This is a genomic window from Paenibacillus paeoniae, from assembly GCF_003388735.1.
Taxonomy (GTDB): Bacteria; Bacillota; Bacilli; order Paenibacillales; family Paenibacillaceae; genus Pristimantibacillus; species Pristimantibacillus paeoniae.
In genome coordinates, this window is record NZ_QUBQ01000002.1 from 495,461 (window position 1) to 510,558 (window position 15,098).

The 15,098-nt window shown below is 49.3% G+C and carries 10 protein-coding genes; all 10 read right to left on the reverse strand.

Annotated features, from left to right (window positions below; all coding sequences use genetic code 11):
* Positions 1 to 85: 85 nt before the first annotated feature.
* Positions 86 to 1,075 (reverse strand): alpha/beta hydrolase, encoded by a 990-nt coding sequence (locus DX130_RS14555; protein ID WP_240644514.1) that lies wholly within the window; start codon positions 1,073 to 1,075, stop codon positions 86 to 88.
* Positions 1,076 to 1,259: 184 nt separating this feature from the next.
* Positions 1,260 to 2,567 (reverse strand): 6-phospho-beta-glucosidase, encoded by a 1,308-nt coding sequence (locus DX130_RS14560; RefSeq protein ID WP_116046566.1) that lies wholly within the window; start codon positions 2,565 to 2,567, stop codon positions 1,260 to 1,262.
* Between the two features lie 73 nt (positions 2,568 to 2,640).
* Positions 2,641 to 3,612, reverse strand: a complete 972-nt coding sequence (locus DX130_RS14565; protein ID WP_240644515.1) for an N-acetylglucosamine kinase — start codon at positions 3,610 to 3,612, stop codon at positions 2,641 to 2,643.
* A 121-nt stretch (positions 3,613 to 3,733) separates the two neighbouring features.
* Positions 3,734 to 4,585, reverse strand: coding sequence for a helix-turn-helix transcriptional regulator (locus tag DX130_RS14570; protein ID WP_116046567.1), 852 nt, complete (start codon positions 4,583 to 4,585; stop codon positions 3,734 to 3,736).
* Positions 4,586 to 4,695: 110 nt separating this feature from the next.
* The gene (locus DX130_RS14575) at positions 4,696 to 6,459 is read right to left on the reverse strand and encodes a stalk domain-containing protein (RefSeq protein ID WP_165861289.1); all 1,764 of its coding nucleotides are present in this window, start codon (positions 6,457 to 6,459) and stop codon (positions 4,696 to 4,698) included.
* 345 nt (positions 6,460 to 6,804) lie between these two features.
* A complete protein-coding gene (locus tag DX130_RS14580; RefSeq protein WP_116046570.1) occupies positions 6,805 to 7,806 on the reverse strand; it encodes an AI-2E family transporter in 1,002 nt (333 codons plus the stop codon).
* Positions 7,807 to 8,050: 244 nt separating this feature from the next.
* On the reverse strand, positions 8,051 to 9,589 hold the full coding sequence (guaA, locus tag DX130_RS14585) for a glutamine-hydrolyzing GMP synthase (RefSeq protein WP_116046572.1): 1,539 nt from the start codon (positions 9,587 to 9,589) through the stop codon (positions 8,051 to 8,053).
* 308 nt (positions 9,590 to 9,897) lie between these two features.
* Positions 9,898 to 12,648, reverse strand: a complete 2,751-nt coding sequence (locus tag DX130_RS14590) for a transglutaminase domain-containing protein (RefSeq protein WP_165861290.1) — start codon at positions 12,646 to 12,648, stop codon at positions 9,898 to 9,900.
* Positions 12,635 to 13,954 (reverse strand): DUF58 domain-containing protein, encoded by a 1,320-nt coding sequence (locus DX130_RS14595; RefSeq protein WP_116046575.1) that lies wholly within the window; start codon positions 13,952 to 13,954, stop codon positions 12,635 to 12,637. Before DX130_RS14595 ends, DX130_RS14590 begins: the two co-directional genes overlap by 14 nt.
* Positions 13,951 to 14,994: an AAA family ATPase gene (locus tag DX130_RS14600; RefSeq protein WP_116046577.1), complete on the reverse strand. Its 1,044-nt coding sequence runs from the start codon at positions 14,992 to 14,994 to the stop codon at positions 13,951 to 13,953. The genes DX130_RS14595 and DX130_RS14600 overlap by 4 nt, the downstream gene beginning before the upstream one ends.
* Positions 14,995 to 15,098 lie beyond the last annotated feature (104 nt).

The window sequence follows — 15,098 nt, forward strand, 5'->3', positions numbered from 1 at the left end:
GGACCATCGCCTTTTGCTTCGTTCTTTGCTCGCCATTTAGTGTAGCGCTCTCCTATGCTTGCTCTTAACGAACGGGACGCTTGTCTCAATCCAATGCCGCCTTAATAAACGAGATAAGCTCGCTTCTCAGCTTTTCACCTTCTTCGCCTCTATGGTACATATCCGTTCCGTGGTAGCCGCTCTTATCCACAATCAATGTTTTATCGGCTGCTCCGGACGCTTTGTACAGCTGACGCACATGCTTCTCAATGGAACCGCCGTAGTCGCCAGGCGAAAAAACAAACAGGGATGGCACCTTTATCTCTTTGACGCCCGGTATGGCATCATGAGAACCGCACTGGGCAGGCGAAGAGAGAATGATTAAGCCTTCAATGGGCAGCTCTTGACGAACGCCTGCGATGATAGCCGTGGAGCCGCCGCACGATGCCCCCGCCAGAAAGACTCGTTCCGCGCCAAGCCGGGCGAGTTCGCTCAGCGCAGCGTCTGCATCAAGGTCAATGGGCTGGGTGTCTCCCGTGCTCTGAGAGGCGCCATGATCGCGGTATTCCGGGATAACGACCAGATAGCCGTGATCGGCAAGCTCCACCCCCATATCAAGAAAGGAACATATATTATAGCCCTGCTCATGGGCAAGCAATACTCCCTTGGTGCCGCTGCCCAGTACAAGCGCCGATAGATGCACCCCGTCGCTGGTCGTCAGTGTGGTTGCCTTGTCCCTAAGACTGTCCGGAACACAACTATTGACCAGATGCCCGCTGGACGAAGTAACCGTTAAGTCCGGCCAAGCCGTCTTATACTCGACCGGCGGATTCGATGGAATATTAGCTTCTTCAGCAGGCGGAGATACCGTCTCCTTTTCTTCGTCCGGTAGGTTCGGAGTTGATGTCTCACCGTTCGGAATGGACGGATTGTCCGGGTTTGCCGGAGCAATGGCACAACCTGCAAGCGCAGCGGTTATCAATAGGAACAGCAACGTGATGCAGATAGATCCCCATATCCCTTGTTTCAGGCGCCATTCTACTGCCTTGTCCTTGTGGCTGTATAATGGAGTGGATACATTCTTGAGCGTGAACATGAAAGTTCCTCCTTATGGATGCTTCTTATTGGACTCCTGTGAATCTCATCAAGAGCCAAGCATACCTGCAAGATGTATCCGATTCTCCATAAACATGTCACCAACTTGTAATCATTCGTTAAAAAAAGGCTGACCCGAAAGCCAGCTATTCGCCGCTTTCAGGTCAGCCCATTAAAGGTTTATATTATTTGAAGAAGTTAGGCAGGTATTCTTTGTTTGCTTCCAGCATCTCTTCAAGCAGCGTTTTCGCTACGGATACGCTTGGTACAAGCGGATGGTGAACCAACGCTTGCAGTGCGATGCCTTTGTCGCCGGAGATAGCTGCTTCGATAGTCAAAGACTCATACGTCTTCACAGCGTGCAGCAGGCCTGTCACATGCGCAGGCACGTTTTGCAGTGGAATCGGGATTGGTCCTTGCGCCGTTACGACACAGTTAACCTCAATGCTTGCGTCCTCTGGCAAGAAGTCGATGATGTTGCCATTGCGAACGTTCAGCGTCTGAATATCGCGTTTGTCCGTGTAAAGGGAATGCATCAGGTTAACCGCAGCTTCGGAGTAGTAAGCTCCACCGCGTTGCTCCAATTGCTTCGGCTTTTCTTTCAGATTAACGTCCTTGTACAGCTCGAACAGCTCGGACTCCACACGGCTTACAACGTCAGCGCGCGTGCCGTTTTTCTCCATCGATTCCTTCATGTCTTCCAGCATTTTGTCAGTCATGTAGAAGTAACGCAGGTAGTATGTCGGAATCGAACCAAGCGAGCTTAGGAAATCAGCATCCCAGTCAAATGCTGTTACGTTCGAAGCTGTGTACTCACGGCCTTTGCCGATCAGCTCAGGCAGCTTGTCTTCGCCGTTTACATAGGCAGCCGTTACCCAGTGCAGATGGTTGATGCCTACGAATTCCGGCAATACGTCACGCTCAGTTACACCGTATTCCTTCGCCAGGAACTTGTAGAAGTTGATTGGCGAGTTACATAGGCCAACTGTTTTAACTTTACTGTATTTTTGAACAGCCTCTGTTACGATACCAGCAGGGTTCGTGAAGTTGAATAGCCATGCGTCCGGAGCCAGTTCTTCGATATCTTTGCAGATATCCAGAATAACCGGAACGGTACGAAGCGCCTTGAACATGCCGCCTGGGCCTGTTGTTTCTTGACCGATTACACCGTGCGAGATTGGAATATGCTCGTCGCGCTTTCTAGCTTCCAGCAATCCGACACGCATTTGCGTCGTAATGAAGTCTGCGCCTGCAATCGCTTCGCGGCGATCCAGCGTCAGGTGAACCTCGATTGGCAGGCCAGCCTCTTTAACCATGCGTTTTGCCAAATCCCCTACAATTTCAAGCTTGTGCTTGCCTTGTTCAATATCAACGAGCCAAAGCTCGCGGATAGGCATTTCGTCGTAACGCTTGATAAAGCCCTCTACGATTTCCGGTGTGTAAGAAGAGCCGCCGCCAATAACGGCGATTTTCAATGCTTTTTTGTTAGACATATCAGTGTTGCCTCCCTTAATAATGTGGTTTGTGCCCCTGGCATCTATAGTTGCGGGTGACTGTTGTTTGTTATTAAAAAGTAATGCTTCTCAGTGTTGCATCCGTAGCGTCGTCGATCTTAACGCCGCTGCTGTCCATCGCACTCATAACGGCGCCGATAACAGGATCAACATTCAGCCTTACTATGCTGGCATTCGGAGCCGTCTTAGCCACTGCTTCCTTGATCGCGTCAACCATGTGCGGCGAACTGCCGCGCGACATCACACTGCCGATCAGCACAACATCGAACGTATCCTCTTCCATGCCGAGACGTTTAATTAACGCATTGACCGCATTGGCATGCTCGAATCCAGCTTCGCGCAAAATGCGAATCGCAACCGCGTCGCCTTGGCCCGCCGCTTCAAATACCAGCTTCGCCAGATCCTTTGGAGGACGCTTGCCGTTGTCCAGCGCGTCGTCGTACATCGCTTGTACCGATTCATAGCCTAGCGTCTCAGGCACCAGCTTGGTTAGGATGGAATATTCCTCGCGTCCTTCCCAGCTTCTGATTGCCGTACGGAATGCATGTACAGCCAGATCGGAGCCCGAGCCTTGTCCGTCGCCGAACAAGTAGCCGAAGCCGCCATATTGCAATTCTTCGCCATTCGCATTGCGCGCAGCGGCGTTGAAGCCTGTCCCGCTAATAATAACCGCGCCGTGCGAGCGGCTAGTGCCAGCTCTCATGCCGATCATTGTATCGCATGCAATCGCATGTCTATCATACCCCAATGAAGCAATCATTGGTCTTAAAATGTTGTAATCCGGTTCGCGATCCGCTCCGGCAAGGCCAAAATAGGCAAAAGTCACTTGCTCTTTCGTGATGCCTGCTTCACTCAATGCAGCATTACATGCGGATTCGATATTGGTGCGCGCGTCTTCAAACGCCGTCTGATGATTGCCATTGCCGCTGAGGCCTTGGCCAAGCACCTTACCCTTCTCGTCTACCAGCAAGGCATGCGTCTTGGTGCCTCCTGCGTCTATACCAAGAAAAATAATATGTTCCACGCTCCTTAGCTATTCGATAACTTGCTCTTCGTCAGCTTTTTATCTTACTGTACTTATCATAAAACAAAAAACACCGTCTCTCTAATAAGAAAGAACGATGTTCTAATACTATTTTACTGTTTTATATCCTTAGCTCGGAGGGAAGCTTCCCGATATGCTGCTTGAACAAGCGGTTGAAATTCGACAAATTGCGGAATCCGCATTCCGAGGCAATATCAATGATCTTCCCATCGGTGGTTTCAATCAGCTCCACCGCCTTCGATAACCGAAGCTGAATCAGATAGTCCATTGGTGAGGTGCCAACAACTTGCGTAAATAGCGAGCTGAATCGCGAGGTGCTGAGATGCGCGCGATCCGACAATTCTTTCAGTGTCCATGGATGATCCATTCTCACTTCCATCTCATGCAGCACGTTCCGGATCGTCTCCGTACCTCTTGCATGGAGCGAACCATTGCCGGCATCCTTGGAGAAATATCGGTTAACGTACGCCAGGAATCGAACAAGTTGAGCCCGAACGACCGCTTCGTAATGCGGCTCCTTGCGCAAGTACTCTTCCCTCATCTCTGCCAGCAGCGACCAAAGCTTCATGAGTTCGGGATGATCTCTGTTGAGTACATTATCGAATCGGAAGCCCATCTCGCGGAATGGAACCAGCAGTTCTGTATCGTACCGCTGCTCCAGCGCCAGATAGGCAGGATCGAACATGACGATACCCATCACAAGCGACTCCGTCTCCACAGCCCGGTGAAGATCGTTGGAGTTAATCAGAACAATATCTCCCTGCCGGAAGTCATACCGGCCGCCGTTGATCAGATAATAGCCGCTTCCGCTATAGATGAAATTGATTTCCAATGGAGTATGCCAATGCAGCCGCTGGAACGGCGGACTTACACCTTCGGTTTGCGACACAAGAATCGGAAAGCCTTGCGGCAAATCAATATGATCCCGGACAACGGTTGGTGACAGCTTCATGAAATGGTGCCTCCTGTTAGTATGCCTGCAATTACTTCATTATAGCAGAGGAGTGGCCGGAGGAGCCATGGCTGCTCGTTCAAGCTCAAAAATTCAAAAGTATAGTTTGACTACATCTTCAACGGATCTCCAACCCATACAAGGAAGTTCGCAAAAATTCCGGGATCGTGCTTTGAATAAACCTTAATTGAGGCTAGCCCTGCTTTTAAGCCTACAACGACCCCATTGGAATCTACACTAGCAATATGCGGATAAAAGCTTTCCCATACCAATTCAACATCGGTTGCTTTTTCAGGCAACAATTGATAAGGGATAGCTAATGATTCGCCGACTGCTATTTTATAATTTCCGGCTGGAATAGAAATCTTCTTTAAGGGAACATCTGTCGTTACATTTTGATCATCAAGAAAACCATACCAGTGAAAATCACTTATTTCTGTTTCATGGTAGTAATACGCTTGGTCAGGCGTATAGTTTGACCAGGTCAAAAATTGATTAATAGAGGAACCGTATACTTCCAGAGCAAGTTGACGTAGTTCAATAGGTATACCTTGGGGGACATAGGAAGTGAATTTATAGAAACCTCCCGTTATTTTTTTGCCCGGCATCCATGCCATCGTTATTTTGGCTGTGTCCTCCGTAAACTCTCTTAATTGCCTAAAGAACTCCACTTTTTGTGTTTCTGTAAATTTTATATTGTCGAATATATTCTCAATGGCAATATGGTTCATGCCTGTTTCAAGTTTATTATCGACCAAAACCTCGCCTGAAAAATTAACTTTAATATCGTACAAGTAAAGTCTACTCGTATTCTCATCAATTGAATACCCCAATCTCACAATACCTAAATTTGTGCTTAACCTAGTATGATACGCATCCAAATAATTTCTAAGCTCCTTGATATCTCTCACCGAAACTCCATTTGGAACCGGAACTTCAGCCATAGTTTTTGCTTTGTGGGCTAACAGATCATAAATATCCATTTCTTTCATTTCATAAGCCAGGTTCATTGGCGTGAAGTAAAAGTTGTTGATTTCTTTCCCTGTTCCGTTTGAATACTTTTTGGCCGGATCTGCACCATGGCTTAATAGCAAACGGACCATTTCCTTGTCTTTGTTCTTAATCGCCATTACAAGCGCAGAACTTGTTAAATAATTCAACTCAAGATCAACATATATGCCGTTTTCTATTAACATTGACATCGTGTCAAAGAAACGATTATCTAAAGCTATTTTTAATAGTGTTTTTTGTTCTTCTACCGATAATTTTCTAAGATCATATCCATGTGTAATTAATAATTTGGCTATAACCGTTCTATCATTCTTTACCGACAATTCAAATTGTTTATGGGTAACGATTGTATTTGGTTTCAGCATCTCTTTTACCGATTTTTCATTACCCAAATCTATGCAATTGGTTAGCGTTTTACAAGCAATATTGTTTTGATCATCATTTGATGTGATTTTAATTTCTCTTTTTATCGAATCCCATTTCACGAGCTTCCCGCTGTATTCACTAATAAATCTGACAGGAACTAGCGTATTCCCTTTTGTAATGTAAGGCGGGTCTTTGATCTCCTTAACGACTCCATTAATGGCTACGGATGTACTGCCCACTGTCAAAATCATTTCAGTCTCATCATTATGAGCAGTAATTCGTTTTTTTGCAGGATCCCATGCTATCTCATATCCAAGCGTTTCAAAAATAGGTCTGAATTGCACAAATGTCGTTCCATTTTTTAATATAGGATCACTGCTAAAGTTGACTTTCACTCCATCAATATAAACAGTAATAACCTTTTCACTGGCATTTGCGTGTTGCAAAAGCGGCGTACACAATAGTACAGCTACTAATACAATCCATAACTTCTTCATTACCTTCTCCTCCATTATGCTTGTTAGTTTCCTTCATCCTATCTTCTTATCGGCATATGATGGATATTTTTAAAATTATTGATGTTGCTTAAAGTCGAGCATTTTCGTGAAACATTGGATAACGATTCATAAATTTCGACCAAAACTTTGATCTTCTTTTTTTCCACATTAGAAACACCCTCTTTTATTTGCTCATTAGCAAATAAAAGAGGGTGTAAAGTTAATGGATATATACTATTCTCACTTGATCGTCGCTGGTGGTGGCATCATGATACATGAATATTTTTGCATCATCACTCATTGCTGCAGTAGATGCATAATTTGTGCTGCTTGCCATCTATCGTTCTAAGTAGATTGATCAACATTGAGCACATCAAGCAAAAACATAAAGATTGGAATTCCGATAATCAGTCCCCATATGCCCATGAAATGCTGTGCAAATATAAGAATAATAAACGTATAGAACATAGGCAATTTTGTTTTTTGAGCGTATAGTCTTGGATTTAGAACATAAGTCTCCACTCCATGAATAAAGACAATCATCACAATTGTCCAAATAACCAATGTAATTCCGCCAATTTGATATCCAATAATACCTATTGGAATGAAAGAAATGATAACACCTGCAACAGGGATGAGGCTTAATAGGAACACCATAATGGTAAGTGCAAAGAGATACGGAAAACCTAATATCCATAAACCAATGATGGTTAAAACCGTATTAAACAGGGCAATCATGAGCTGCACTTCGATTACTTTACCGAAAGAAGATGTGAATTTTCTACCGAAATATTCAAATTCTTTATACAGCCAGCCTACTTTGCTATCACGAAATTTCTCTGTAAACTGAGTAACTTTCTTTTTTTGTATTAAATAAAAGAAGCTTAGGACAATGACAAAAAGAATCATTTCAACCCATTTGCCAAGCTTTAAAACATAGTTGATTGTGCTGCCCCAATACTTTTGAAAATCCAGCTTCTCAAGCATAGCGACAATCATCTGAGCAGCATCATTTTGTTGCGGTGAATTGAGAAAACGGATGGTGTAGTTATACATGTCTGCAACTTGATTCGCGAGCTTAGGCACATAATTTAAAAAGCCAATGACTATGCTTGAAATAAGGAGCACGTACAGTACAATATTTACTGCTACAGGAGAGACAGGAAAAAAGCGAGAGAGTTTCTTTGTAATAAATCCCTCTAAGCGCCCCAATACAAACGTAACGAGGAATAATAGAAGCAGTAAATTGATCATACTCCTAAAAATAAATAGCAGCATCGCAACTAGTGCTAAAAACATTATTCTCTTCACAATGTGATGGGTAAAAAACTCTCTTAAAAATACCATTAGCCTTCCTCACTTCTCGCATCAATTTTCCAAATAGGTTATAAACTATTTTTACTTATATGTAGCTTTATTATACTGCTTACGTGCGCAATGTTCATCTGTTCCTAAAAGCCTTCTTTTTAAAAAATACGCTCTTTTATCTGCTAAACCGTGCAGATAAAGGAGCGTATTCGAGACTGAGTTTGATGTCATACAGCTTATATTGCAAAGCATATGACAGGTTTGAAAAATGTAGATGGTTGATCTACTCCCACTCAATGGTCGCAGGCGGTTTGGAAGTCACGTCGTACACGATACGGTTGACGTTGTCGACCTCGTTGACGATACGAACGGAGATTTTCTCCAGCACATCCCAAGGGATACGCGCCCAGTCCGCTGTCATGCCGTCGATGGACGTAACAGCACGAATACCTACCGTGTAGGAATACGTACGAGCATCGCCCATAACGCCAACGCTCTTCATGTTAGGAAGAGCCGTGAAGTATTGCCAGATCTCGCGATCCAGTCCCGCTTTCGCAATCTCGTCGCGCAGAATAGCATCGGATTCACGTACGATTTCGAGTTTTTCATCCGTCACTTCACCAAGTACGCGAATCGCAAGACCCGGACCTGGGAACGGCTGACGCCATACGATAGCTTCAGGCAATCCGCACTCTTCGCCGACTTTACGAACCTCATCCTTGAACAGAGCCTTAAGCGGCTCAACAAGTGTAAACTTGATATCTTCAGGCAGCCCGCCTACGTTGTGATGCGATTTGATCGTTTGGGCAGTAGCTGTACCGCTCTCTACGATATCCGTATACAACGTACCTTGCGCCAAGAATTCAAATTCGTCCAGCTTATCCGATTCTTCCTGGAACACGTAAATAAATTCGTTGCCGATAATTTTACGTTTTTGCTCAGGATCTTCGACGCCCTTCAGCTTGCCAAGGAAACGGTCTTTCGCATCGATTTTGAGCACTTTCATATCGAATTTGCCCACAAATGTCTCCATTACACCTTCAGCTTCACCTTTGCGGAGAAGACCATGGTCAATGAACATGCAAGTGAGTTGATCGCCGATTGCTTTATGAAGCAGGATCGCAACAACTGAAGAGTCTACGCCGCCGGAAAGCGCGCACAGCACTTTTTTGTTGCCTACCTGGTTGCGGATGTCTTGTATCGTATCATCGATGAAGGATTCCATCGTCCAATCCCCATCGCAATCGCAGATATTATAAAGGAAGTTGCGGATCATCTCATTGCCGAACTGGGAGTGACGCACTTCCGGGTGGAATTGTACCGCATACAGCTTACGGTCTGCATTGCTCATGCCCGCGATCGGAGCATGCTCCGTGCTCGCATCTATGCTGAAGCCGGCAGGCGGCTCGATAACAAGATCGCTGTGGCTCATCCATACCGTTTGGACACGGTCAAGGCCATGGGCGATGTGGCTGCCCTCTATGAATTCAACCTCTGCTTTGCCGTATTCGCGTTTGCCTGCGCGCTCGACTTTGCCGTTCAGCTGATGGGACATCAGCTGCATACCGTAGCAGATTCCGAAAATTGGAATGTTCAGATCATAAATCGCCGGGTCGACGAGTGGAGAATTTTCTTCATATACGCTTGCCGGTCCTCCCGAGAACACAATGCCCTTAGGCTGCAATTCACGGATCCGTTCTACCGACGTGTTGTAAGGCAGCAGCTCGCTATATACGCCCAAATCGCGAATACGGCGTGCAATCAGCTGGTTGTATTGTCCTCCAAAATCAAGAACAACGATCATTTCATTTTGCTTCGTCATTACCGAGCCTCCCTCAATTGATGTAGTAATTATATATAAGGCCCTTCGAGGGAGTCAAGGCGATATAACTTGCCATTTCTATAAGATGACCATTTTGACTATCGGGCGGTTGCCTTCGTTGTTGCCAAGTTGGATTGATTACCGAAATATGGTGCGTTTTTGGTGTATGTAATGATGATATCGCCGTCTCTGGAATGGATCTGTTGTTCGTATACATCTGTGTGCCGCTCCTCCAAGCTGCCCTACAAAAAAACTGCCCCGTCAACAATAAGGAACGATGGGACAGTTTTTAAGTTCAGGCTACCTGGCTACTGAGCGTCGCCAGTGAACATGGGTGATGATTGCTTCTTGTCGTGCTTAGTGTCCTTCCAAGCAGAAAGCTTCGTACAGACGGCGCGCAGTTCTTCGTATGCGGGCATATTAGCTAACTGCCCCGGCGCACCAAAACTTGCCGCTTCTAGCCACATAGACAGTTTGTTTAACTCCAGCCCCGTCTCCGCATCCATACGCAAGCTGAACAAACGGGCTAACTCGCGGATCGTAATCGCGTCAGTTAATTGCTCCAGCTCTTCGTTTCTGTTGCGCAGAAGTTTTTTGCGCCTGTGCCACAGCAGTTCGAGAGAAGCTTCTGCGACATCGATCAAACTGCTGCGCTGCCACTCCACGGCAGCTATAGCCGCGATAGCGGCCCTTGGTCTTCTTGGCCCGAGGCTCCCTGCTCCATCTTCACTCCATGACAATGGAGCTGAAGACCTCTTCTCGCTCCACGCCGAGGGATCGTTTGATGAAGCAGGACGAATGTCCTCTGCTTCATCCTTAGTTGATGCGCGGGCAAGCGCCGCTACTTCGGCGCTTGCCGCGCGATAGCGGCGCAGCGCCAGCAGCAGGCGCAGCTGCTGCCGCTGCGCGCCAATAAGCGCGGCGGCGACTAGCGCCAGCGCAACAAGCACCGCCGCGGCAGCCGCAATCGGCGCCTCCGCTGCGCGGTCCCAAGCTTGCGCCGCTGCGCCCATGGCGGCGCGCGCTCCGCGGGAGATGGCTGCGGCGCTTCTCTCCGCAGCCGCCTCCAGGCGCTCGACCAGCGAGGCGTTGCCCGCGCCGGTCGCAGCGCTTCCGGCAGCGGCACCGCTCCCCGCCGCTGCCGCAATACCCTGCCCGCCGCTGAAACCATTGGCAGCGAAAGCAACCCCGGCGACGCCGTCATAACCCGGCGTCGGATCAAACGGCACCCAGCCTGCGCCTGGGAAATACACCTCTACCCAGGCGTGGGCATCCGTGCCTTTCACTTCGTAGAGCTGCGCAGCTTGTTTTGCTGCGCTTCCGCTTGCTTTCCGGGCATTCTCTTCGCTAACTGGCGTGCCTGGCGCAAACCCTTTAACCCATCTGGCAGGTATGCCCTCCGCTCGAAGCATCACCACCATCGCAGTCGAGAAATGGACGCAATACCCGCTCTTTTGCTCGAACAGAAAATGATCTGCAAAATCTTCGCCAACAGACGGGATCTGGCTTTCCGACTTGGAGTAACGGTACGAAGACTTCAAATACTGCTCGATCGCCTTCGCTCGATCATAACGGCTTGTAACCCCGCCACCTGCAATTTCCGAGGCCAGCGCGCGAACACGGTCAGGCAATGTATCCGGCAGTTGGAGGAAGGGCTCCAGCTCTTCCTCCGCCAGCTCCTTCCCTCCACCCCCCTGTCCTTGCGCAAGCTCCGAATCGGGCTCCAGAGCTCTCAATGTCTCTGCGTCCGTGACGGGCAGCCGGCTTTGTACCGTATATTGCTCCAGCTTAACCATTTCCGACTGTGCATAAAAAGCATCCAGCTTTTCATTAACCGCATAGCTGCTCAGCTTCCGCCGCGGGTCAGAGGCGATCAGCTCCGTTACCTTGCCTTCGATTCCCGACATAAAGATCGGCATAGCAGGAATTGGACGATCCCACATAATCGTCTGCGAGATGAACTCGCTTTTCACCGCACCCGAATTACGCTCCCCTTTTTCTCCGGCTGTTGCGTCCGAAATTGCTTGTTCATCCTTCATCCGAACCGGCAGCAATCCAAGCTCGCTATCAGAGTTGCTCCAGCCTCTCCCGTCATAGACCGCCTTTGCCTCGCCGCGCCAATAAGTACGCAGAGGAGAGTAACCCCAAAATACTACGTTCGCTTGATCGCTTATCGCCCCGCCCAAAGCTGTATCATCAAAGCCATAGCCGGTCAGACCGCTGCCTAGCGCTGTGGAATTCATCCCTCTAAGCGTCGTCACACTGCCTCCATCACGACCTAGCGAAGCGATGCCGCGTTCCAGCCGTTCCGTCACAGAGGACGTCCATCGCGCCGGCTCCATCGTCCGCTCTTTGCCTCCTGCAGCAAGCAGCGCGATACCGACGATAATAATCAAAGTGAACAAGGAGCCGGCTAACCATTTCCCCTCCACTTGCTTCAATCTCTCCATACCCGCGTCCAAAATACGTCTGGCCCTGGGCAACGATACGATCGTTGACAGCAGCAGCCCTTCTGCCGCTGCGCGAATCAGCCCCCCCAGCACATCCATGCCAAGCCAAGCATGCAGCGTCAGCAAGTAAACGATGGTCACAGCAGCGATCCCAAGCGCCGCCTGGCGCAGCCAAATCAAAGACTGCAAGGCCGGCGCAAGCATCGCCCAACCTACGAATAACATCAATGTCCGTAATTCTCCCGACATGACCCATAGCCCGCTTTTTACAATCATCGCTACTTGCTCGCCTATAAGAACAGGGAAGCTCACTATCCATTCCATCATGCTCTGATCATGGCTTTTGAACAGCCACATTAAACTAAGCACTATTAGCACCGTATGTACCACAACGGACCAAAAGCCCTTCATACGGAATATGCCAGCCGCCAATATACAACCGATGACAGCAAGCAAAGGCACAGGCCGATAGATAACCGGCCACTCTCCGGCGGTCGTCCATGGAAGCAGCCATTCCGCCAGCAAGCCGAACAACAGCAGGCTCGTCATGAATCTGAAGAAGATGGAATCCTCTGAGGCCGAGCGACCCCCTCCTTTATCCCAAAGCATAGGCGTCTTCCCCCTTACCGGCGGAAGTCCACGCTTCCTTGCTTTGCGTAACATGCAGCCAGTAACAGTCCATGCCGCTTGCCTCCAGAAGACGCCCCGTCTCTCGCATGGCATATGACGGAACAGCGCTTCTCGATATCCAATACAACTCCAGCGTACAGCCCCATTCGCTGACACGATCCGCCAGCTTCAGCCAGCGCCCCGCATGATGCCAGTCCGCTGAATACACGGTTAACACACGATCCCTGCTAGTTTGGTCCTCATCCAAATCGGCAACTCCCGGCCATTCCGACCCCACTTCCGAAGGGGTCAAGCGAGCGAGCATATGCTTCAGCTCTGACATTCGAGCCAATTGTTCGTGGCCAGAGACTCCCGATACATGATAAGTCCATTCATCCGCATACAGCCTGACAGCGGCGCCCGCTTCTACGTTTTGCTGAACATCAAGCAAAGCGTGGCTAATACAAGCATCGAAGAGTCCGCTGTCTCCTTTAAAAGATGCCTTGAATGAATCCACGACAACGAACCGTTCCGTCCTAGTCTCATCGCCATCATACAGCTTGGTATACATGCCGCGCCCTCTTGCCGCCGCTCTGAAATCAAGATGCCGAAGCGAGTCTCCTTCGCGATAGGGACGGCTATCCGGCCCCAACCCAGCTTTGCCCAACAACCCCGCGTACGCATCCGTACCTTCGCCGCCTCCTCTGGCAGACACCGCATATGCGGACGAGTCCGATTGCCCCTGACCCGATGGCTGAAACAGTCCCCCTTCTTCATACAGCGGCAATGAAGGCAGCACAACGAACTCCGTCGTAAGCGATATCTCTTTTCGAAAGGCTGTCAGCCCAAAGAGATCGCCGCAAGTAACCGTAACTGCACCAAACTGATGAACACCGCGCGCCAGTTCCTTGATCGAATAGTGCAAAGCGGCCCTTTTGCCGAACATCGGAGCTATGACCGTAGTATAAGGAACGGTCCGTTCACCCAGCGAACTCGTATTCCTCACACTTTCCTCGATTGCTATCCACACCATCGGGATTCGCCACATACGCTCTATGCGCAAAGAGACTTGAACCGACTCTCCGGCTGTTAATTCCGTCTCGGACACCAGGCGTTCTAACGTTATGCTTCTGGAAGCTGCTAGCGGCAACCAGCCGCTTAAAGCCGCTATGCCAGCTAATAATACAAACATAAACCACTCCACAGCCCCGCCCCGGATGACAGCCGCAAACCCCGCGCCTATCAGCCCGACTACCAAGACCGTCCACGCCGCCCATCTCGTACGGTATCGGACACCGCTTGTCATGGCCGTCTCCCTCTTCCTGAGCCGGGGGATACTTCCTTCGGAAACGGCGTCTCTCTCGTAATACGGCGGATCAGCGCCGCAGCGCTTCCCCCTTGACGAGCGGACCCGGCGCGCAACGCCATGCGATGAGCCAGCACTGGCTCGGATACAGCAAGCAAATCATCGGGAATGACATACCCTCTGCCCTCCACATAGGCATGAGCCTGCGATGCGCGAAGCCAATCCCTAAGCGCGCGTGGGCTTAGCCCAAGCAACACGTCCGGTGATCTTCTTGTCGCTTCGCCAATTGCTACCATGTAGCGCATAAGTGCGGGATGGACATGAACTTGCCTCGCTTCGGCTTGCATTTGCAGCCATTCCTGTACAGCGACGACCGGCCGCAGCCGCTCTGGCTCCAGTCTTTTTCCATCGGCATATTGCTCCAGCATACGTTGTTCATGCTCCACACCGGGATAACCGATCGATAATCTCATCATAAAACGGTCAAGCTGAGCTTCCGGCAGGCTACTCGTTCCTTCAAAGCTAAGCGGGTTCTGTGTAGCAATAAGCATGAATGGCACAGGCAGCCTTCTCGTCTTGCCTTCAATGGTTACTCTGCGCTCTTCCATCGCTTCCAGCAGCGCTGATTGCGTGCGTGATGAAGCACGGTTAATCTCATCTGCCAACACGACATTGGCCATAATTGGCCCCGGCCGATAGACCAAGTCCTGGGTGCGCGTATCCAATACGACGCCGCCAATCACATCCGCAGGCAGCATATCGGATGTAAATTGTATCCGTTTGAACTCACCGCCAACCGCACGCGCAAAAGCACCCGCCAGCAGCGTTTTGCCAACGCCCGGCACATCCTCCAGCAGCACATGCCCGCCTGCCAGCGAAGCTGTCAGCGTATATTTAATCGTATCTTGTTTGCCCAGCAGCACCGAATCTACCTTGTGCAATAGCCGGCGAAGCAGCGTCTGCGGCGGCTCGGCCCAATGAATCGCATGCTCCGGTCGCGGGTTGTCTTCATGGCCCTCATATAAATGGGAAGTGATCATGTACTCTCGCCTCCTGAAAAATAAATCTATCTATTTTTCAGTGTCGCCAGCTTTATCACCCTTTAGACCTGCTAGATTCGTATTCTGTCCCATAAAAACGCCTC